This window comes from Streptomyces sp. NPDC025784 (genome assembly GCF_055558435.1).
The window spans coordinates 75,057-96,402 of record NZ_JBVHMN010000017.1; the positions used below are offsets into that span (position 1 = coordinate 75,057).

Below are 21,346 nucleotides of genomic sequence, written 5' to 3' on the forward strand. Positions count from 1 at the left end.
GACCGTCGTTCCGAGGAGGCCCTCATGACTGCCGGCACCACCCCCACCTGGGACCCCAGCCAGTACCTGCGTCACGCCGAGCACCGCGCGCGGCCCTTCGCCGACCTCCTCGCCCGGATCCCGGCCCTCCCGCACGAACCGGCCCGCATCGCCGACCTCGGCTGCGGTCCCGGCAACGTCACCGTCCAGCTCGCCGAACGCTGGCCGGACGCGCACATCACCGGCTACGACAACTCCCCGGAGATGCTCGCCAGGACGAAGGAGCACGCGGGCGCCACGACCGGCGGCGGCCTGCTCGACTTCGCCCACGCGGATCTCACCGACTGGGCGCCGACGCAGACGTACGACCTGATCGTCTCGAACGCGGCGCTCCAGTGGGTGCCGGGCCACCTCGACGCGTTCTCCGGCTGGCTCGACGCCCTCGCCCCCGGAGGCGTCCTCGCCTTCCAGGTCCCGAACAACCTCGACGCGCCCCTGCACGCCCTGCTGCGGGAACTCGCCGGCACCGCCCGCTGGAAGGAGCACCTCGGCGGCCTCCTGCGCCCCGACGACTCCGTCCACGATCCGCTCGTCTACCTGGACCGGCTGGCCCGCCTCGGCTGCGCGGTGGACGTCTGGGAGACGACGTACATGCAGCAGCTGGCGGGCGAGGACCCGGTCCTGGACTGGGCGAAGGGCACCGCCCTGCGCCCCGTGCTCACCGCCCTCGCCGACGAACCCGAGGCGCGGGAGGCCTTCGTCGCCGAGTACCGGGAGCTGCTCCGCGACGCCTACCCGGCCGAGCCCTACGGCACGGTCCTGCCCTTCCGCCGCCTGTTCGCCGTCGCCCGGACGGCCCGCTGATGCTCGCCGCCGTCGACCACGTCCAGCTCGCCGCCCCGCCCGGCTCGGAGGACCGGCTGCGCGCGTACTACGTCGGTGTCCTCGGGATGACCGAGGTGCCCAAGCCGCCCGTCCTCGCCGCCCGCGGCGGCTGCTGGTTCGTGGCCGGGCCGGTGCAACTGCACCTCGGCATCGAGGACGGCTTCCGGCCCGCCCGCAAGGCCCACCCCGGACTCCGGGTCACCGGCATCACGGCGTACGCCGCGCGCCTGGAAGCCCTGGGAGCGGTCGTGACCTGGGACGACGACCTCCCCGGCCATCGGCGTTTCTACTCCGAGGACCCCGTCGGCAACCGTCTGGAGTTCCTCGAACCCCGCTGAGCGGGACCGGGGCGGGGGCCGCCGGCCCCTTCCCCTCTAGGACTTGCGGTGCCCGATCAGGCGGGGCTTCGGCTCCAGGCCGTCCAGACCGTGCCAGGCGAGGTTGACCAGATGCGCCGCGACCTCCGCCTTGCGGGGCTTGCGGACGTCCAGCCACCACTGGCCGGTCAGGGCGACCATGCCGACCAGCGCCTGCGCGTACAGCGGCGCGAGCTTCGGGTCGAAACCGCGGCTCTTGAACTCCCGGCCCAGGATGTCCTCCACCTGGGTGGCGATGTCCGAGATCAGGGACGCGAACGAGCCCGTCGACTGCGGGATCGGGGAGTCACGGACGAGGATGCGGAAGCCGTCCGTGTACTCCTCGATGTAGTCCAGCAGGGCGAAGGCGGCCTGCTCGCACAGCTCCCGCGGATGCCCGGCGGTCAGGGAACCGGTCACCATGTCCAGCAGCCGCCGCATCTCGCGGTCCACGACGACCGCGTACAGGCCCTCCTTGCCGCCGAAGTGCTCGTACACCACCGGCTTGGAGACGCCGGCCTTGGCCGCGATCTCCTCCACCGACGTGCCCTCGAAACCCTTGGCCGCGAACAGGGTGCGGCCGATCTCCAGCAGCTGCTGACGGCGCTCGGCACCGGTCATGCGGGTGCGGCGCGCACGCCGCGGCTTGTCGTTGCTGCTCGGAGTGCTGGAGTCGGTCGCCACGCCGTCAATCATGCCGCGTCGGCGGTTTCCGTCTTGCGCCGGGAGCCCGTCCCGTCCGTATTCCGGCGGGAATCGATACGGGAGCGTGACGGCCAGCGCACGTCGTACGCCCAGCCGAGCTGCTCGAACCAGCGGATGATCCGCGCCGAGGAGTCCAGCTGCCAGCGCTCGACGCCGTGCCGCGCGGACGTCGGGTCCGCGTGGTGGAGGTTGTGCCACGACTCGCCGCAGGAGAGCACGGCCAGCCACCACACGTTGCCCGAACGGTCACGCGACTTGAACGGGCGCTTGCCCACCGCGTGACAGATCGAGTTGATCGACCAGGTCACGTGGTGCAGCAGCGCCACCCGCACCAGCGAGCCCCAGAAGAAGCCCGTGAAGGCGCCCCACCACGACATCGTCACCAGACCGCCGATCAGCGCCGGCAGGGCCAGCGAGAGCGCCGTCCAGAAGACGAACTGCCGGGAGATCGCACGGATCGCCGGGTCCTTGATCAGATCCGGCGCGTACTTCTCCTGCGGGGTCTGCTCCTCGTCGAACATCCAGGCGATGTGGGCCCACCACAGGCCCTTCATCAGGGCCGGCACCGTCTCCCCGAAACGCCACGGCGAATGCGGGTCTCCCTCCGCGTCGGAGAACTTGTGGTGCTTGCGGTGGTCGGCGACCCAGCGCACCAGAGGCCCCTCGACCGCCAGTGAACCCATGATCGCCAGAGCGATCCTCAGGGGCCGCTTCGCCTTGAAGGAACCGTGCGTGAAGTAGCGGTGGAAGCCGATCGTGATGCCGTGGCAGCCGAGGTAGTAGAAGAACACCAGCAGACCGAGGTCCAGCCAGCTCACCCCCCAGCCCCAGGCCAGGGGCACCGCCGCGAGCAGCGCGAGGAACGGGACGGTGATGAAGAGAAGAAGCGTGATCTGTTCGAGTGACCGCTTCTGCTCGCCGCCCAGGGTGGCGGACGGGAGCGGGGAGTCGTTCGCCTCCGGGGCGTCGTCGATCACATCGGAGCTCGTGGTCATGGGCGTCCCCTGTGGGGTTCGAGGGTGAGGAGAAGAGCCGGGTCCGGCATCCGAGAGTCCCCCCGCCGTCTGACGGGATTTCCTACGGTTGCGTAACCTACGGCGTCGTAAGTATGGCAGCGCGTAGCCCGGCGGCAAGAGCCCGTGAGCCTGCGCGTCCGTATGGACACCTATCCTTGGAGTCGGTCGGACAGCGCGGTCCGTTCTGTCTTATTCCCGGATGCCACGTCCCTAAGCGGCACCCGCCGCGCGGTCGCCACCCGGGTTCCCTCCCAGACGAGCTTCGAACGAGATTCCCCACTCTTCAGACGAGCTTCAACACTGCAAGGAGCCGCACCTGTGAGCAGTGCCGACGACCAGACCACGACGACCAGCAGCGAGCTGCGCGCCGACATCCGCCGACTGGGTGACCTCCTCGGTGAGACGCTCGTCCGCCAGGAAGGCCCCGAGCTGCTGGAGCTGGTCGAAAAGGTCCGCCGACTGACCCGCGAGGACGGTGAGGCCGCCGCCGAGCTGCTGCGCGGCACCGAACTGGAGACCGCGGCCAAGCTGGTCCGCGCCTTCTCGACCTACTTCCACCTCGCCAACGTCACCGAGCAGGTCCACCGCGGGCGCGAGCTGGGTGCCAGGCGGGCCGCCGAGGGCGGCCTCCTCGCCCGCACGGCCGACCGGCTCAAGGACGCCGACCCCGAGCACCTGAGGCAGACCGTCAAGAACCTCAACGTGCGACCGGTCTTCACCGCCCACCCCACCGAGGCGGCACGCCGCTCCGTCCTGAACAAGCTGCGCCGCATCGCGGCCCTCCTGGAAACCCCGGTCATCGAGTCCGACCGCCGCCGTTACGACATCCGGCTGGCCGAGAACATCGACCTGGTGTGGCAGACCGACGAGCTGCGCGTGGTCCGCCCGGAACCCGCCGACGAGGCACGCAACGCGATCTACTACCTCGACGAGCTCCACGCGGGCGCCGTCGGCGACGTCCTGGAGGACCTCACCTCCGAGCTGGAGCGCGTCGGCGTCGTCCTCCCGGACGACACCCGGCCCCTCACCTTCGGCACCTGGATCGGCGGCGACCGCGACGGCAACCCGAACGTCACCCCCGCCGTCACCTGGGACGTCCTGATCCTCCAGCACGAGCACGGCATCAACGACGCCCTCGACCTCATCGACGAGCTGCGCGGCTTCCTGTCGAACTCGATCCGCTACACCGGCGCCACCGAGGAGCTCCTGGACTCCCTGCGGGCCGACCTCGAACTCCTCCCGGAGATCAGCCCCCGCTACAAGCGCCTCAACGCCGAGGAGCCCTACCGCCTCAAGGCCACCTGCATCCGGCAGAAGCTGGAGAACACCAAGCAGCGCCTCGCCAAGGGCACCGCGCACGAGCCGGGCCGCGACTACCTCGGCACCGCCGAGCTGCTGCGCGACCTCACGCTCATCCAGACCTCGCTGCGCGAGCACCGCGGCGGCCTGTTCGCCGACGGCCGGATGAACCGCACCATCCGCACCCTGGCCGCCTTTGGCCTCCAGCTCGCCACCATGGATGTGCGCGAGCACGCGGACGCCCACCACCACGCGCTCGGCCAGCTCTTCGACCGCCTCGGCGAGGAGTCCTGGCGCTACGCCGACATGCCGCGCGACTACCGCGCCAAGCTCCTCGCCAAGGAGCTCAGGTCCCGGCGCCCGCTCGCCCCGACCCCCGCGCCGCTCGACGCCGCCGGGCAGAAGACCCTCGGCGTCTTCGAGACGGTCAAGAAGGCCCTGGAGATCTTCGGCCCCGAGGTCATCGAGTCGTACATCATCTCGATGTGCCAGGGTGCCGACGACGTGTTCGCCGCCGCCGTCCTCGCCCGCGAGGCCGGACTGCTCGACCTGCACGCCGGCTGGGCGAAGATCGGCATCGTGCCGCTGCTGGAGACCACCGACGAGCTCAAGGCCGCCGACACCATCCTGGAGGACATGCTCTCCGACCCGTCCTACCGCCGTCTGGTGGCGCTGCGCGGGGACGTCCAGGAGGTCATGCTCGGCTACTCCGACTCCTCGAAGTTCGGCGGCATCACCACCTCGCAGTGGGAGATCCACCGTGCCCAGCGCCGACTGCGCGACGTCGCCCACCGCTACGGCGTACGGCTCCGGCTCTTCCACGGCCGCGGCGGCACCGTCGGCCGCGGCGGCGGCCCCTCGCACGACGCGATCCTCGCGCAGCCCTGGGGCACCCTGGAGGGCGAGATCAAGGTGACCGAGCAGGGCGAGGTCATCTCCGACAAGTACCTCGTGCCCTCGCTGGCCCGCGAGAACCTGGAACTCACGGTGGCCGCCACTCTCCAGGCGTCCGCCCTGCACACCGCGCCGCGCCAGTCCGACGAGGCGCTCGCCCGCTGGGACGCGGCGATGGACGTCGTCTCCGACGCCGCCCACTCCGCCTACCGCAGGCTTGTCGAGGACCCCGACCTGCCGACGTACTTCCTCGCCTCCACGCCGGTCGACCAGCTCGCCGACCTGCACCTGGGCTCGCGGCCCTCCCGCCGCCCCGGCTCGGGCGTCTCGCTCGACGGACTGCGCGCCATCCCGTGGGTCTTCGGCTGGACCCAGTCCCGGCAGATCGTGCCCGGTTGGTTCGGTGTGGGCTCCGGCCTCAAGGCACTGCGCGAAGCGGGCCTGGACACCGTGCTCGACGAGATGCACGAGCAGTGGCACTTCTTCCGCAACTTCCTCTCCAACGTCGAGATGACGCTGGCCAAGACGGACCTGCGGATCGCCCGTCACTACGTCGACACCCTCGTCCCGGACGAGCTCAAGCACGTGTTCGCCACCATCGAGGCGGAGCACGACCTGACGGTGCGCGAGGTGCTGCGGGTCACCGGCGGTGAGAAGCTGCTCGACACCAATCCGGTGCTCCAGCAGACCTTCTCCATCCGCGACGCCTACCTCGACCCGATCTCCTACCTCCAGGTCGCGCTGCTCAAGCGGCAGCGCGACGAGGCGGCGGCCGGCGCCGAGCCCGACCCGCTGCTGTCGCGGGCGCTGCTGCTCACCGTCAACGGTGTGGCGGCGGGGCTGCGCAACACCGGCTGACCGCACCTGTGCACGAAGGGCGTCCCCACGCGCGCGTGGGGACGCCCTTCGGCGTTCACCGGACCAGGACCGGGGACGGCCCCGCGTTCACAGGAGGAGGAAGGTGACCGTCAGCAGGGCGACGCCCGTGCCCGCCATCGCCCACGCCGCACGCGTCAGGCGCAGACCGCCCGCGACCACGACCGAGGCGAGCAGCAGCGCACCCGCGAGCGGCACCCAGGAGTAGAGGAGCCCGGCGGGGCCGCTGCGGACGACGTCGTCGCTGCCCGGCTTCACGGTGACCGTGTACGTCCGGCCCTTCTTCACCGCGACCGACTGGTCGATCGTCACGCGCGCGCGAGCCCTCGAACCCGTCGAGACCGGCGTGTACGGCCCCGAACAGCGCCCGTCCGAGCACGTCCTCACGATCATCGTGCCCTGCTCCCGGCCCTTGCCGAGCATCACGTGCTGAGCGGTGCCCCAGGAGGCCCACACGCCCGCGACGAGGATCAGCCCGGCGACCGCACCCATCGCCGCGAGCCGCCCGAACCGCAGCGCCGCGTACGCGCTCTGACTGGAGGTGACGGCAGGCATGGCGGCGATCCTTGGCCATGGGGTCACCGGAAGTCAATGTTGGTCCGAGCGGGAACTCCGGAGCCATCCGATAACTTCCTTAAAATGAACGGAAGATGGCGGTGAAGGCATGAGGGGCTTCGGGGGAGAGCGATGAGCGCGTTGCTGTTCATTCACGGTACGGGCGTACGGCAGCCGGCGTACGGAGAGACGCTGACACTGCTGCGCGACCGGCTCGGAGCCATCGTCCCGGACGCCCCGGTGTACGACTGCTACTGGGGCGAGGCGTTCGGAGTGCCGCCGAACGTGGGGGCCGCGGTGCTGCCCGGCGCTCCCGTACCCGCGCCCGAACCGGAACCGGTCGTGGTGGAGGAACTTGCCGAGGACGACCGGGACGCCGTGACCTGGGGTGTGCTCTACGAGGACCCGCTGGTGCCGCTCCGCCGCCGGAAAGGTGACGACGGCGGTCTCGACGACGCCGGGGGCCTGATGTTCGGCGACCGCTCGGGCCGGCGGGTCGAGGACCGCGCTCGTGCGCTCGCCGCCGACCCCCCGGCCCCGCTGCAGCGGCTCCTCCACATCGCCGGCGCCCGCGAGGAGTTCAAGGCCGCCCTGACCGCCGTCCTCGACAGCCCCGAGGGTCGCGACGCCCTCACGCACGGGCTGGGCCCGGACCAGCTGCCGCAGGCGGTCGCCACCGCGGCCGTGGCCCAGCTCGCCGGCAGTGCCCAGCGGCGCGGCGCACCCCTGCTGTGGACCACCAAGGAGCGCGACGAGGCCGTCCTGATCATCACCGGCGAACTCGGGGGCCAGACCCGCGGCCTCGGCCTCTACCTGGTCCTCGGCCACGGCTACCTCGCCCACAAACTCGGCGTGATGCGCGCCGTCGACAAGCGCCGCGCCTGGCTGATGACCCGCGCCCACCCCACCGCCGGCGACATCCTCAAGTACCTCGCACGCGGCCACGGCCTGCGCACCCTCATCAAGGACCGCGTCACCGAGATCGCCCGCACCCACGGCCCCGTGGTGCTGCTTGCGCACAGCCTCGGTGGCATCGCCGCCGTGGACCTGCTTGCCCAGGAGGAGCTGCCCGGCGTACGCCATCTGGTCACCGTCGGATCGCAGGCCGCGCACCTGCACGAGATCGGCGCGCTGCCCGGCCTGGAACCCGGCAGCCCGCTGCCCGAGCACTTCCCCGCCTGGACCAATGTGTACGACCGCCGTGACCTGCTCGGCTTCACCGCCGAACCCGTGTTCCCCGGGCGCGTCGAGGACGTCGAGCTGTCCAGCGGAGAGCCCTTCCCGGCCGCGCACAGCGGCTACTTCCCCAACCCGGAGGTCCACCGGCTGCTCGCGGGCATCCTGCAGAGCGGCACATGAGCACGCAGCCGCCCCAGCTCGATCCGGAACGGACCTTCGCGCTGCTCGTCGCCGTGGAGAAGTACACCCACGGGAAGATCACCGATCTCGACGGTCCCGCCCAGGACGCCCTCGGCCACGCCCAGTGGCTGCTCGACAACGGCGTACCCGCGCGGAACATCCGGCTGTGCGTCTCCGCGATGCCCCACAACGACACCGACGTCCGCACCAGGGCCCACGCCATGGGGATCCCCGTCCTGCCGGCCACCCACGACACGGTGTGGACGATCATCGACAAGGAGCTGCCCGAACGCCACGACGACCTGCTGTGGTTCGCCTGGAGCGGGCACGGAGCGCTCGATCCGCGCAGCGACGAACACCACCTGTTCTACGCCGACGCCGCGCCCAACCGGGAGTACACGCTCAACCTGGACAACCTCCAAAAGGCGCTCCAGCACAGCACCCGCTTCCAGAAGACCGGACGCAAGGCGCTTTTCGTCGACGCCTGCCGGGGCTTCATGGCCACGGTCGGAGGCTATGCCGGCAGTCGCCTCTCCCTGCCCGCACCCGGTGAGGGAGCCCGCTCACCGCTGCTGAACATGTACGCGGTCCAGGACGGTGACCTCGCCTACAGCGACCCGGACGGCGGGGCCTTCACCCGTGCCCTGCTCAAGGAGCTCGGCACAGTCTCCACGACGGCCACGGCCTGGCCACCCGACCTCACCCGGCTGATCGAACCGGTCCGCGACGGCACCGCCGACCTCGCCGGCCGGCAGACCCCCCGTATCGACGCCCGCGACTGGCACGGCACGCCCTACCGATGGGACGCGCCCACCCCGCGCGCCCCCGGACTCCTCGACCACCGCCAGGCCCTCTGCAGACTCGGCCCCAAGGGCACCTACCTCGACGGCGACACGCTTCCCTACGTCACCCCCGGTGACCCCGACGACCGCGCCCGCCCCGACAACCTGCTGGCCCGGCTCGCCGACCCGCCGACCACGTCCGGATACGGCGGGCCCCTGCGCGGTGTCCTGCTCACCGCCCCCGCGGGCGCCGGAAAGACCCGTACCTGCCTGGAAGTCGCCCGGCTCGCCCACGAGAAGAAGTGGCAGGTGCTGCACCTCGAACAGGACGCGGGACTGTCCGCCGCCGACCTGCTCGCCGAGGTCCAGGAAGAGATCAAAGCGCGACCCGACCGGCCCCTCCTGCTGATCTTCGACTACCTCGACCAGCACCAGGGCCTCGACCTCAATGCTCTCGTCCGCGACCTGTACACGGAGGACCAAGGCGGCGGACGCATCGCCTGCCTGGCCTCGGTGCGCCCCGGCGCCCTGCGAGACGTCCGCAAACGCGGCTCCCGGGACCTCTTCGCGGAGATCGGCCTCTCCCAGGAAGAGTCCTACCGTGAGGCCGTCGCCGCGCAGATCTTCGCGAAGGCCGCACCCCGCGCCCTCAAAGCCTGGGGTTATCCGAAGATGGCCGAGATCTGCGGAGAACGACCCGTCTTCGCGCTGCTGCACGCCCTCGCCGTGGAACAACAACTCGTCGACACCGACGGACCACCGGCCGCCCCACCCCGTCCCCGCGATCTCGTGAACTGGCTCGACCGACGCACGCCCGAGGGCCTCGGCTCCCAGCCCGACGGAACCCCGGACCGCACCGCCCTGCTCGCGGCCACCGTCGCCGCCCTCGTCTGCGCCCAGGAGCGGGAGGCCGTCGAAGCGGCCGTCGACCGGTTCCTGGACGCCCACGCCCGGGAACACGACGATGACGGCGAGACCGTCGTCAACCACCTCGAAGCGCTCGGCTGGCTCGTGCCCACCAAGGCCGACGGCCCCGACACCATGGACACCGTCCATGACATCGTCACCGACGCCTTCCTCCAGCAGAGCTGTCTGAAGGACGACGTATCCGTCCACTCCGCCACCCTGCGCAAACTGTTCGCCGCACTCCTCGGCGATCTGCGCTCGTTCCGCCGGGCCGCCGGACACCTCACCCGCTGGGCCGCCGATCTGGAGGAGCAGGCGCAGGAGCGGCTCGCGGCGTCCTGCTCCCGCTGGCTGCGCGAGCACGCGGAGGCCTTCGTGGCCATGCTGCTCAGCGGCCCCGAACACGGCATGCGGCTGCTCGTGGCGATGATCTCCACCACGCCCTGGCGGCAGGGGATCACCGAGAACTGGGACGCCGTCATCGCCCCCTGGACGCGAGACGTCCCGCAGCCCGCCCTGACCCGGGTCTTCCTCGCCAACGCCATCCGCAACTGCGACGACCAGCTGCCCGCCCCCCTCACGGCCGCCGCCCTGACCTGGCTGGACGAGAACGCGACAGCCGACCTCGACGCCGTCCACCTGATCAACAACCTGGCCCGCTCGGTGGCCGACGAGGACCGTGACCAGCTCGAGGCCCGCACCCGCGACTGGCTCCAGAAGTACGGGACCGCCCCCGAAGCCCGCATCCGCGTCGAAGCCCTGCTCCAGTGCGACGACCACCGCGCGGGCATGGCCGAAGAGATCACCCGCACCGCCATCGCACTGGCCGAGCGGCTCCCCCGCGACCTCGGCACCGAACGCCTGCTGATCCCCCTCCTGCGCTCCCACCACGTGGCCGAGGACGACTGGCGCCGTATCTCCACCACCACACAGCAGTGGCTCAAGGAGCACCAGACCCGCGAACGCGCCGCGTTCGTCCTCTCCGGGGCGCTGCGCCAACGCGAGATCCCCGCCTCCGGCGCCGAGTACATCGCCCGGCTCGGCTTCGGCTGGCTCGTCGTCCACAGCCCCAAACAACTCGCCAACTACGTACTCGCCGCCCTCGTCGGCCGCCGTGACCTCGCCAACGTCAAGCTGGTCAGGAAAGCCGCCGAATCCGCCCACACCTGGCTGCTCGAGCACGGCACACAACCGGCGGCCTCCTTCGTCCTCGCCCGGCTGCTCCACCGCGCCGGCACCGACACCGACCCGTACGACCCGGGAAAGACCGTCGACCGCGCCCTGAAGTGGCTCGACACCAACGTCGAGAGCAAACAGGCCGACTTCGTCCTGCGAGAACTCCTCTTCTGCCGGCACATCGCGACCGACGACCTGGACCCGCAGACCGTCGCCGACACCGCCTTCGAACACGCCCTGCGCTGGCTGAAGAAACACGGCACCACCGCGGACAACACCCTGCTCCTCAGCCGCCTGCTCGGCCGCGGCGCGGACATGACGCCGGATCAGCGCGTTCGGGGGGCGGCCATCGCGCTCGACCGGATGACCACGCCGGATCACGCCGGCCCCGGCGTACCCCGCCGCCCCGGCGGCACGGGCGTACCGCGCGAACCCGGCGACATCTCTACCGTGCGTGAACGCGGCGAGACCTATGTACTGCGCGAACTCCTGGAGCTGGAGGAACTCCCACCCGAGCAGCGGGATCCCATCATGGCGCGGGCGGAAGCCTGGATCCGCGCCCACGACACGGAGTGCGCCGACCTCTGCGAAACGACCTGCAACTCCTCCTTCGTCCTCGCCCCGTACGTGCACCGCTCCCGCGTCAGCGAGGCGCCGACCGCCCTGCGCTTCGGCGTCGGCCGCGCCCTGACCTGGTTGGAGACCTTCGGGCTCACCGACGGTGCCAGCTACGTGCTGCGTGTCCTGCTGCGCGTCCGGGACACCGCCACCGACGATCTGGAAGCCCCCGAGGTGGCGCGCCTCACCTTCCAGTACGCGCTGGACTGGCTGGCAGGGCCCCGCAACCCCGACGTGAGCATCCGTGTCCTCAATGGCCTGATACCGCGCACCGACGAGATGACGGACGAACAGACGGCGCATATCGGCGGTCTCCTGCTCGACCGACTCGAAGGGCAGCGCCGGTCGGGCCCCAGCGACCAGAACCACCTTCTGGAGTACACCCTCACCCTGCCGCCACTGCCCCCGTCGACGGAGGAACGCCTCATCCAGTACGCGATGGACTGGCTCGGACCCGACGGACAGAAGGCGGACCTGGCCGAGTCCTTCGTCCTCAACCGGCTCCTGCACCGGCTCAGGGCGACCGAAACCCCGCACGACCCCGCGATCCGGCGGGCACTGCGATGGCTCAGGGACTTCGGCCGCACGGCGGACGCCAGCTTCGTCCTGCGCCAACTGCTCAAGCTGCGGAACCTCCCCCAGAAGTACGCCGAACCCGCCATCGAGTACGGCGAGGACTGGATGAGGGAGAAGCACCGCACGACCCAGGACGCATCCTTCGTCATCGCCCCGCTGCTCTTCCAGAAACAGCGGCACAGCGCACCGGACCGGGGCACGGTCCAGCAGGCACTCGACTGGCTGGAGCAGCACGGGGACGGCGAAGAGACCTGGCGCGTCATCAGGCGCCTTGCCGAATATGCGCCGTCAGCACCCCATCACGCGGTACTCCACGACTACGCCGAGCGATGGATCGTGGCCTACCCCGAGGCCCTCGACGAGCACGCGTACCTCACCGAGGCGCTCCAGGCCACGGGCGTCACGAGCTGACGGACGTCACGGGAGCCGTGAAGAGGACGCGCGTCACGAGTTGTACGTCGACTGCGCCCGCTCCAGACCCTCGATCACCAGGCACTCCACGGCGTCCGCCGCGCGGTCCACGAAGTAGTCGAGCTCCTTGCGCTCCGCCGACGCGAAGTCCTTCAGTACGAAGTCCGCGACCTGCATACGGCCCGGCGGCCGGCCGATCCCGAACCGCACCCGGTGATAGTCCGGTCCCATCGCCTTCGTCATCGACTTCAGCCCGTTGTGGCCGTTGTCGCCGCCGCCCAGCTTGAGGCGCAGGACGCCGTAGTCGATGTCCAGCTCGTCGTGCACGGCGACGATGTTCGCCACCGGCACCTTGTAGAAGTCCCGCAGCGCGTTCACCGGGCCGCCGGACAGGTTCATGTACGACATCGGCTTGGCGAGGATCACCCGGCGGTTCGCCGGACCGGGCGGGCCGATGCGCCCCTCGATCACCTGTGCCTGCGCCTTCCCGGCCCGCTTGAACTTTCCGCCGATCCGCTCCGCCAGCAGGTCGGCGACCATGAAGCCCACGTTGTGCCGGTTCATGGCGTAGTCGGGCCCGGGGTTGCCGAGGCCCACGATCAGCCAGGGGGCGTTGGCGTCGGTCGTCACGTCCGTGTCTCCCATGTGTCCTTGATACGCGCCAGCCGCCGCTCCTGGTGGAAGCGGCGGCTGACACAGATGAAGATTCCGGGGAGATCAGGCCTCGGCGGCCTCTTCGCCCTCGCCCTCGCCCTCGGTGGGCTCCTCGGCCTGGGCGGCCAGGACCTGCAGGACGACCGCGTCCTCGTCGATCGCCAGCGTGGTGCCCTTCGGCAGGGTGATGTCCTTGGCCAGGACGGAGGCACCGGCCTCCAGGCCCTCGACGGAGACCGTGACCGACTCCGGGATGTGGGTGGCCTCGGCCTCGACCGGCAGGGTGTTCAGCACGTGCTCGAGCAGGTTGCCGCCCGCGGCCAGCTCGCCCTCGGCGTGGACCGGGATCTCGACGGTGACCTTCTCGCCGCGCTTCACGAGCAGCAGGTCGACGTGCTCGAGGAAGCCCTTGATGGCGTCGCGCTGGACGGCCTTCGGGATCGCGAGCTCGTTCTTGCCCTCGATGTCCAGGGACAGCAGGACGTTCGGGGTGCGCAGCGCGAGCAGCAGCTCGTGGCCCGGCAGCGTCACGTGGATGGGGTCGGTGCCGTGACCGTAGACGACGGCGGGAACCTTGTTCTCGCGGCGGACGCGGCGGGCGGCGCCCTTGCCGAACTCGGTACGGGTCTCGGCGGTGAGCTTGACCTCGGACATCTTCACTCCTCGTAGATCTCGGGGATGGGGTCACCCGGCCAAACCATCGGCCTGCTACGAAGAGCGCGTCGATAACGGACCGCCGTGTCCGCGTCCGAACGCGGAACGGCCTCCCTCGCCGAGCAACTGTGACAGCTTACGCGGCGGGGAGGCCGTTTCCGAAATCGATCTGGTCGGACCGGGGCCGGCCCGGTCCGTCGACCGGTGCGGGCGAGGCCTACTGCTCCTCGAACAGGCTCGTCACCGAGCCGTCCTCGAACACCTCACGCACCGCGTTCGCGATCGTCGGCGCGATCGAGAGGACCGTGATCTTGTCGAGCTCCAGCTCGCCCGGGGTGGGCAGGGTGTCCGTGAAGACGAACTCGCTGACCTTGGAGTTCTTCAGGCGGTCGGCCGCCGGACCGGACAGCACGCCGTGCGTGGCCGTCACGATGACGTCCTCGGCGCCGTGCGCGAACAGCGCGTCCGCGGCGGCGCAGATGGTGCCGCCGGTGTCGATCATGTCGTCGACCAGGACGCAGACGCGGCCCTTCACGTCACCGACGACCTCGTGCACGGTGACCTGGTTCGCGACGTCCTTGTCACGGCGCTTGTGCACGATCGCCAGCGGCGCGTCCAGACGGTCGCACCAGCGGTCGGCGACCCGCACCCGGCCGGCGTCCGGCGAGACGACCGTGAGCTTGGACCGGTCGACCTTGGCGCCCACGTAGTCCGCGAGGATCGGCAGCGCGAACAGGTGGTCCACCGGGCCGTCGAAGAAGCCCTGGATCTGGTCGGTGTGCAGGTCGACCGTGAGGATGCGGTCCGCGCCCGCCGTCTTCATCAGGTCCGCGATCAGACGCGCCGAGATGGGTTCACGTCCACGGTGCTTCTTGTCCTGGCGCGCGTAACCGTAGAACGGCACGATCACGGTGATGCTCCGCGCGGAGGCCCGCTTCAGAGCGTCGATCATGATCAGCTGTTCCATGATCCACTTGTTGATCGGAGCCGTGTGGCTCTGCATCAGGAAGCAGTCGGCGCCGCGGGCGGACTCCTGGTAGCGGATGTAGATCTCGCCGTTCGCGAAGTCGAAGGCCTTCGTCGGGACGACCCCGACACCCAGCTGGTGGGCGACCTCCTCGGCAAGCTCGGGGTGGGCGCGGCCGGAGAAGAACATCATCTTCTTCTCGCCGGTCGTCTTGATCCCGGTCACAGCACTGTCTCCTCAGAGGTGTCTCAGCTGGGTGATGAGAGGTGGTCTCAGCTGGGGATGCGGGTGCACGGTGCGGATGTGCACTTATCACGGTACGCCGTGTCAGACGTGCCTGTTTCCGGTCAGGCTTCGCCGTCCTGCTCCCGGGAGGCCGCCTCGGCCGCCTTCGCGGCCGCGCTTCCCGGACGCTTGCGGGCCACCCAACCCTCGATATTCCGCTGCTGGCCGCGGGCCACGGCCAGTGAACCGGGCGGCACGTCCTTCGTGATCACCGAGCCCGCCGCGGTGTACGCGCCGTCCCCGACCGTGACGGGAGCCACAAACATGTTGTCCGAACCGGTGCGGCAGTGCGAGCCCACCGTCGTGTGGTGTTTGTCCTTTCCGTCATAGTTCACGAAGACGCTGGCGGCGCCGATGTTCGAGTACTCGCCGATCGTCGCGTCTCCCACGTACGACAGGTGCGGCACCTTGGTGCCCTCGCCGATCGAGGAGTTCTTCGTCTCGACGTACGTGCCCACCTTGGCCTTCGGGCCCAGGCGCGTGCCCGGCCGGAGGTAGGCGAACGGACCGACCGAGGCCTGCGGGCCGACCTCCGCGCCGTTCGCCACCGTGGTGTCGACGCGTGCTCCCGCGCCCACCGTGGTGTCCGTCAGGCGGGAGTTGGGGCCGACCTCGGCGCCCTCGCCCAGGTGGGTCGCGCCCTGGAGCTGCGTGCCCGGGTGCACGATCGCGTCCTGCTCGAACGTGACCGTGACGTCCACCCACGTCGTCGCCGGGTCGACGACCGTCACCCCGGCGAGCATCGCCTCGGTGAGCAGCCGGTCGTTGAGGATCCGGCGCGCCTCGGCCAGCTGTACGCGGTTGTTGATGCCGGCGATCTCCCGGTGGTCGCCGGCCACGGACGCCCCCACGCGGTGCCCCGCCTCGCGCAGGATCCCGAGGACGTCGGTCAGGTACTCCTCGCCCTGGCTGTTGTCCGTGCGCACCTTGCCGAGCGCGTCCGCGAGGAGCTGGCCGTCGAACGCGAACACCCCGGAGTTGATCTCGCGGATCGCCCGCTGCGACTCGCTCGCGTCCTTGTGCTCCACGATCGCGGTGACCGCGCCGCTCGCGCCGTCCCGCACGATGCGGCCGTAGCCGGTGGCGTCCGGGACCTCCGCGGTCAGCACGGTGACCGCGTTGCCGTCGGCGCTGTGGGTGGCGGCGAGCTCGCGCAGCGTCCGGCCGCTCAGCAGCGGGGTGTCGCCGCAGACCACGACGACGGTGCCGTCCACCTGGCCGCCCAGCTCCTCCAGGCCCATCCGCACGGCGTGCCCGGTGCCGTTCTGCTCGGCCTGCACCGCCGTCCGTACGCCGGAGTCGGTCCCGGCGAGGTGCTCGGTGACCTTCTCGCGCGCGTGGCCCACCACGACGACCAGATTCTCGGGCTCCAACTCGCGGGCCGCGGCGAGCACATGACCCACCAGGGAACGGCCGCACAGTTCGTGCAGGACCTTGGGTGTGGCCGACTTCATACGGGTGCCCTCACCCGCTGCGAGGACGACGACGGCTGCCGGGCGATTGGCGCTCACGGGACTGCCCTTCGGCTTCGGATGACTGCGGGGTCTTCGGGGTCTTCGGGGGTGTGGACATCCGCAGGATACCGGGGCGTATCAGGAGCGACATGAGAGTGGGCCCTGACGATGCTGTCAGGGCCCACTCGGTGCCGGCTCCCGGGGAAGGAATCGAACCCTCATTCAATGGACCAAAACCATTTGTCCTGCCATTAGACGACCCGGGATGGATCGCGCGCCATGTCCGTATGGGGTGATCGGCGCAGTGCGCGGACAACACTATGCCGTACCGGGCGCCTTCGGTGCGACGGTGCGACTGCGCGCTTCGGCGAACTTCGGCGAACTTCTGTGAACTTCGGTGGGCGAGCGAGCGAGCGGGCGGGCGGTCCGGCTCCGGCGGGCGGGCGGTCCGGCTCGGGTGGGCGGGCGGTCCGGCTCGGGTGGGCCGGCGGTCCGGCCTGGGGGCTGATGGTCCGGTCTGTGCGGGAGGGAACGCCCGGGACGTACCGGCCGGGCGGAATGTGGCGTTCCGCGGTCGAACGGTGATCGATTCAGCAGTTCGAGGGATAACGGGGAGTTTCGCTTCTGTTCGATTTCACCGTGTGGTGTAGGCCAGTAGCCGAAACTCACCGGAAAAGGGGCGGGGCGCGCCCGTAGGCTGGAGACATGACCACGACGGGGGAAGAGCACACCACGGCCGGGACCGGGCCGTGGTGGTGGGTCAGGTGGCGCAGTGCGGTGCTCGACGGAGGCCTCGCGCTGGCGTCGGCGGCCGAGTGCGCGGGAGAAGGAGTCCGGTTCGCGAACGACGCGGGACTGCCCGTTCCGGTGGGAGTCGCGTTCGGGGCGATCGCCGGGTCGGTGCTGCTGCTGCGGCGGAAGTGGCCCATCGCCGTCGTCCTCGTGTCCATCGCCATCACACCCGCCCAGATGGGGTTCCTGATGGGACTCGTCGGGCTGTACACGCTCGCCGCGTCCGAGCTGCCGCGGCGCATCATCGGGGCGCTGGCGGGGATGTCCTTCGCGGGCATGCTCATCGTCACGTTCGTGCGCGCCCACCAGGGGGTGGTGCGCGGCGACGTGACCATGGGGGACTGGTTCGTCCCCTTCATCTCCATCACGACCGCCATCGGCATGACCGCTCCGCCCGTGCTCCTCGGGCTCTACGTGGGGGCGCGGCGCAGGCTCATGGAGAGCCTGCGGGAGCGGGCGGACTCGCTGGAGCGGGAGCTCCAGCTGCTCGCCGAGCGGGCCGAGGAGCGGGCCGAGTGGGCCCGCAACGAGGAGCGGACGCGGATCGCGCGGGACATGCACGACGTGGTCGCACACCGGGTGTCCCTGATGGTCGTGCACGCCGCCGCCCTCCAGGCCGTGGCCCGCAAGGATCCGGAGAAGGCCGTGAAGAACGCGGCGCTCGTCGGGGACATGGGGCGGCAGGCGCTGACCGAGCTGCGCGAGATGCTCGGCGTGCTGCGGACCGGGGAGGGGACGGACACGCGGGCCTCGTCCGCGGCGGTGCCCCCCGCGCGCCCCGTGCCGCTCGCGGCGGTGGGGGCGGCGGCCGCGGCGGCGGCGTCGCGGGCCGCCGACGACTCCGTGGAGGGGCCCTGTCTCGCCGAGCTGGACGAGCTCGTGGGGCAGTCGGCCGCGGCGGGGATGGTGGTCGAGCTGTCGGTGCACGGGGACGTACGGGACTACGCGCCCGCGGTGGAGCAGACCGCTTATCGCGTGGTGCAGGAGGCACTGACGAACGTGCACAAGCACGCGGCGGGCGCGAAGACGCACGTCCGGCTCGCCCACCGGGTCTCGGAGATCGCCATGCAGGTGGAGAACGAGTGCCCGCCGGAGCCGGGGGACGTGTCGTCCGTGCGGCTGCCCAGCGGGGGGAACGGGCTGTTGGGGATGAAGGAGCGGGTGGCCGCTCTGGGGGGTGTGTTCGTGTCGGGGCCCACGGATGCGGGCGGGTTCCGGGTGTCGGCCGTCATCCCGGCCTAGGCGTCGGGTCCGCCGGGCCGGGCCGATTCGCTGCCTGTCCGGTGGCCGCTTCGCCGCCCGTCCGGTGGGTGGGTCGGGTCCGTGCCGGTGATCCGCCCGTTGCAGCCCTTGTGCGGGGCGGTGCTGGTAGGACCTCGGTGGGCGGGTGGCGCCGTCCGCAACGGGCATGTGATTCACCGGCACGGCCCCTTCGGTGAGTGGGCGACTGCGGGTGCGTTCATCGCGGGTTCCCGCACGCCTCTGGGGCAGGGCACCCCTGAGCCCGTCCGGTCCCCTCTCCAGTCCGTCCGGCGACAGCTCCCGGGCGGTCGTCCGAGGCTGGCTCCCGTCCGGCTCCCTCTCCAGCCTGTCCGGCGGCGGCTCCCGGGCCGTCCGGCGCTAGCTCTTGTCCCGTCCCGCTTTGAGGGCAGAGAGCCACCTTTCAGCCCGTCCGGCGATTGAGGACGAGGCCGTCCAGGCCGATCTGGCCCGGTGCCGGGTGGCTTACGAGTGCCGGTGGGCCCCACCCCGCCCGTCCCGCCCGGGAGCGGAGGGCGCAGCTTCCAGCCCGTCCGGCGTTTGAGGACGAGGCCGTTCAGGCCGATCGGGGGTGTGGGGGCGGAGCCCGGGGGCTACACGGCTGTCAGGCGGGTGGGCTCCGTGCCGGAGAGCAGGGTGGTGAGGGCGGTGTCGATGTCGGGGCCGAGGTACCAGTCCCCGGTGTGGTCCAGGGTGTAGACACGGCCCTCCGCGTCGATGGCGAGGAGGGCACGCGAGTCGGCCTCCTCGCCCAGCGGGCACACCTCGGTGTCCAGGGCACGCCCGAGATCACCGAGCGTGCGCGCCATGTGGAGCCCGTGCAGCGGGTCGAGATGCAGCGCGGCAGGGGCGAGCTGCCGGCCCGGCCCCGACGCGGCGACCCGCAGGCCCCCGAACTCCGCCCAAGCCTCCACCGCGGCCGGGAACACGGTGTGCCGGTGCCCGGCGGGCGACTCGTGCCCGCGCAGCGCGTCGGCCCAGTACTCGGCCTGCTTTATGTCCCAGCGTCCGGGCTGCCACCCCGCGGAGCGGAGCGCGGCGTCCACGGGGACGGAGAAGCGTGTGGAGGAGCGGTCGGCGTGCATCTGCCCTTCGTTCGTCGAGGGTCGGGACATCGGCGTGGGGGGACGCCGTCGTACGGGGTGACGGAGTTCACTCGTCCGGCGTCGTCGGGTCGACGATGCGGACGCCGAAGTGGTCGCTGAGCGCTGTGCAGGAACGGCACGGTTCGGCGAAGCTGCCGTGCAGCGGGTCGCCGTCCTCCCGGATGCGCCGGGCGGTGAGCTTGGCCTGCTTGAGCGCCTTGCGTGCCTCGCCGTTGGTCATCGGCTTACGTGCCGCGCGTTTGCTGCGGGTGGCGTCGACGGACGCGATGTGCCGGGAGATGAGGATCGCCTCGGCGCAGCGGCCGGTGTAACGGTCGCGTTGGGTGCTGGTGAGGGTGTCGAGGAAGTCCTGGACGAGGGGATGCAGCGCGGGTGGCTGGTCGCCGCGGGCCGCCGTCCCGGTGAGCGTGGCGCCGCGCACGGAGAGCGCGGCGGCGACGGTGGGGAGTATTCCGTCGCGGCGGTGCAGGAGGGCGGGGGCCTGAGGCGCCTCGGCGCTGCTCCAGCCGACCCGAGGGTCCCCGGACGTGCCCGTATGCGTCGCGTTCATGATCGTTCTTCCCTCCCATGCATCCCCCGGTGCGGAGACAGACTGCCAAATGGCGTGGCGGGTGCGGAAGCTGGGGCGGTGCGACACGCCCGGGCTTCGTCGTACGGTCACGGCGGGGTGACGGCAGGTCACGGAACCGGAGGCCCGGTGACCGGTGTCGTACAACCGCATAGGCTGTCGACATCCGCGATCCATCCAGCTACTGAGAACGCCGCAGGGGGCAACCGCCATGACGACAGGTCGGCTCGGGCAGCAAGCCGCGCCGCCGAACGCGGCCTACGCCGGGCAGGTCGTGCATTTCCCGGACCCGGTCCGGGCCGCTCGCCACCCCAGAGGCGTTCGGGTCGACGCGCACGGCTACCCCGACTTCTCGCTCTACGCGCGTGCCGCGGCGGAGATCGCCGAGCCCCCGGAGGGCTTCGGCGTCGACGAGTTGCGGCTGACGGACTACGTGTCCGCGAACGCCGCGCTGGCCGCGACCGGCCATGAACTGTGGGACACGATCCCGGCGGTGGCCACCCCGCACGGCTGGACCTGGCACCACGTGGTCGGCACCCGGCGGCTCGAACTCGTACCGGTCGAGGTCAAGGCGCTGCTGCGGCACCACGGCGGCATCGCGACCGCCATGGTCGACCACGACAAGCGGGGCACGCGGCCGTTGCAGGAGACCCGTCCCGCGCACTTCGGGCTGCCGAAGTCGTCGGTCGCGGTGACCGAACAGCAGGTGCTGGGCGTCGAGGAGGACCTCGGGTACCGGCTGCCGGGCGCGTACCGGTCGTTCCTGAAGGCGGCGGGCGGCTGCGCTCCGGTGGGTGCCGCGCTCGACGCGGAGCTCGGACTGCTGGTGGACCAGCCGTTCTTCACGGTGCGCGACGAGGCCGCCGTCAACGACCTCGTCTACGTCAACAAGTGCCTGCGCGACCATCTGACCAAGGATTACCTGGGCGTCGGTTTCGTGCAGGGCGGTCTGCTGGCGGTGAAGGTGAAGGGCGAGGGGATCGGCTCGGTCTGGTTCTGCGCGTACGACGACGCCCGTGACCAGGACGCCTGGCCGCCGGCCGAGCGGGTGCAGCGTCTGCTGCTGCCGTGCGGCGCGGACTTCGACCAGTTCCTGTCCCGGCTCGCCGGCAATCCGCCGGAGCTCCAGACGGTGGCGAACCTGATGGTGGACGGCGGTTTCGCACGCGCCGTGCCCGTCTCTTCAGTGTCTTCGGTGGGGGAGTGAACGTCC

Annotated in this window: 16 protein-coding genes and 1 tRNA gene; 7 read left to right on the top strand and 10 right to left on the bottom strand. The window is 71.0% G+C overall.

All coding sequences use genetic code 11. From position 1 onward, the window contains the following. Positions 1 to 24: 24 nt before the first annotated feature. Together ACZ4IF_RS32050 and ACZ4IF_RS32055 are read left to right on the top strand one after the other, a co-directional pair. Complete coding sequence (locus ACZ4IF_RS32050) at positions 25 to 843, top strand: trans-aconitate 2-methyltransferase (RefSeq protein WP_467569136.1); 819 nt, start codon at positions 25 to 27, stop codon at positions 841 to 843. Next, complete coding sequence (locus ACZ4IF_RS32055) at positions 843 to 1,202, top strand: VOC family protein (RefSeq protein WP_467569138.1); 360 nt, start codon at positions 843 to 845, stop codon at positions 1,200 to 1,202. Before ACZ4IF_RS32050 ends, ACZ4IF_RS32055 begins: the two co-directional genes overlap by 1 nt. Before the next feature lie 36 nt (positions 1,203 to 1,238). On the opposite strand, the gene ACZ4IF_RS32060 is transcribed toward ACZ4IF_RS32055, so the two are convergent. Beyond that, on the bottom strand, positions 1,239 to 1,916 hold the full coding sequence (locus tag ACZ4IF_RS32060) for a TetR/AcrR family transcriptional regulator (protein ID WP_028804905.1): 678 nt from the start codon (positions 1,914 to 1,916) through the stop codon (positions 1,239 to 1,241). Further along, positions 1,913 to 2,920, bottom strand: coding sequence for an acyl-CoA desaturase (locus ACZ4IF_RS32065; protein WP_359496461.1), 1,008 nt, complete (start codon positions 2,918 to 2,920; stop codon positions 1,913 to 1,915). Before ACZ4IF_RS32065 ends, ACZ4IF_RS32060 begins: the two co-directional genes overlap by 4 nt. A 339-nt stretch (positions 2,921 to 3,259) precedes the next feature. On the opposite strand from ACZ4IF_RS32065, the gene ppc reads away from it, so the two are divergent. Next, a complete protein-coding gene (gene ppc / locus ACZ4IF_RS32070) occupies positions 3,260 to 5,992 on the top strand; it encodes a phosphoenolpyruvate carboxylase (RefSeq protein ID WP_467569141.1) in 2,733 nt (910 codons plus the stop codon). An 87-nt stretch (positions 5,993 to 6,079) separates the two neighbouring features. Here the strand turns inward: ppc and ACZ4IF_RS32075 are convergent, their stop codons facing one another. Beyond that, complete coding sequence (locus tag ACZ4IF_RS32075) at positions 6,080 to 6,565, bottom strand: hypothetical protein (protein ID WP_467569144.1); 486 nt, start codon at positions 6,563 to 6,565, stop codon at positions 6,080 to 6,082. Between the two features lie 132 nt (positions 6,566 to 6,697). Here ACZ4IF_RS32075 and ACZ4IF_RS32080 point away from each other — a divergent pair, with 132 nt between their 5' ends. Together ACZ4IF_RS32080 and ACZ4IF_RS32085 are read left to right on the top strand one after the other, a co-directional pair. After that, positions 6,698 to 7,924: a lipase family protein gene (locus ACZ4IF_RS32080; RefSeq protein ID WP_467569147.1), complete on the top strand. Its 1,227-nt coding sequence runs from the start codon at positions 6,698 to 6,700 to the stop codon at positions 7,922 to 7,924. Further along, complete coding sequence (locus tag ACZ4IF_RS32085) at positions 7,921 to 12,393, top strand: hypothetical protein (RefSeq protein WP_467569150.1); 4,473 nt, start codon at positions 7,921 to 7,923, stop codon at positions 12,391 to 12,393. Before ACZ4IF_RS32080 ends, ACZ4IF_RS32085 begins: the two co-directional genes overlap by 4 nt. Positions 12,394 to 12,426: 33 nt before the next feature. Here the strand turns inward: ACZ4IF_RS32085 and pth are convergent, their stop codons facing one another. The 5 genes from pth to ACZ4IF_RS32110 all read right to left on the bottom strand — a co-directional run bounded on the left by pth (position 12,427) and on the right by ACZ4IF_RS32110 (position 16,673). Then, entirely contained in the window at positions 12,427 to 13,038 is a 612-nt protein-coding gene (gene pth / locus ACZ4IF_RS32090) for an aminoacyl-tRNA hydrolase (protein ID WP_467569152.1), read from the bottom strand. 72 nt (positions 13,039 to 13,110) lie between these two features. Next, positions 13,111 to 13,701 carry a 50S ribosomal protein L25/general stress protein Ctc gene (locus tag ACZ4IF_RS32095; RefSeq protein ID WP_467569155.1) on the bottom strand — a complete coding sequence of 197 codons (591 nt, stop codon included), beginning with the start codon at positions 13,699 to 13,701 and terminating at the stop codon, positions 13,111 to 13,113. Between the two features lie 217 nt (positions 13,702 to 13,918). After that, positions 13,919 to 14,893, bottom strand: a complete 975-nt coding sequence (locus tag ACZ4IF_RS32100) for a ribose-phosphate diphosphokinase (protein ID WP_345649643.1) — start codon at positions 14,891 to 14,893, stop codon at positions 13,919 to 13,921. Between the two features lie 122 nt (positions 14,894 to 15,015). After that, a complete protein-coding gene (glmU, locus tag ACZ4IF_RS32105) occupies positions 15,016 to 16,464 on the bottom strand; it encodes a bifunctional UDP-N-acetylglucosamine diphosphorylase/glucosamine-1-phosphate N-acetyltransferase GlmU (RefSeq protein ID WP_467569158.1) in 1,449 nt (482 codons plus the stop codon). Between the two features lie 138 nt (positions 16,465 to 16,602). Continuing rightward, positions 16,603 to 16,673: transfer RNA gene (locus ACZ4IF_RS32110), tRNA-Gln, on the bottom strand. 439 nt (positions 16,674 to 17,112) lie between these two features. Here ACZ4IF_RS32110 and ACZ4IF_RS32115 point away from each other — a divergent pair. After that, positions 17,113 to 18,441 (top strand): sensor histidine kinase, encoded by a 1,329-nt coding sequence (locus ACZ4IF_RS32115; RefSeq protein WP_467569161.1) that lies wholly within the window; start codon positions 17,113 to 17,115, stop codon positions 18,439 to 18,441. 611 nt (positions 18,442 to 19,052) lie between these two features. On the opposite strand, the gene ACZ4IF_RS32120 is transcribed toward ACZ4IF_RS32115, so the two are convergent. Together ACZ4IF_RS32120 and ACZ4IF_RS32125 are read right to left on the bottom strand one after the other, a co-directional pair. Next, a complete protein-coding gene (locus ACZ4IF_RS32120) occupies positions 19,053 to 19,544 on the bottom strand; it encodes an SUKH-3 domain-containing protein (protein WP_028805926.1) in 492 nt (163 codons plus the stop codon). 67 nt (positions 19,545 to 19,611) lie between these two features. Then, the gene (locus ACZ4IF_RS32125) at positions 19,612 to 20,115 is read right to left on the bottom strand and encodes a YwqJ-related putative deaminase (RefSeq protein ID WP_467569163.1); all 504 of its coding nucleotides are present in this window, start codon (positions 20,113 to 20,115) and stop codon (positions 19,612 to 19,614) included. A 229-nt stretch (positions 20,116 to 20,344) separates the two neighbouring features. Between ACZ4IF_RS32125 and ACZ4IF_RS32130 the strand changes: the two genes are divergently transcribed. Next, positions 20,345 to 21,340 (top strand): SMI1/KNR4 family protein, encoded by a 996-nt coding sequence (locus tag ACZ4IF_RS32130; RefSeq protein WP_467569166.1) that lies wholly within the window; start codon positions 20,345 to 20,347, stop codon positions 21,338 to 21,340. Positions 21,341 to 21,346 lie beyond the last annotated feature (6 nt).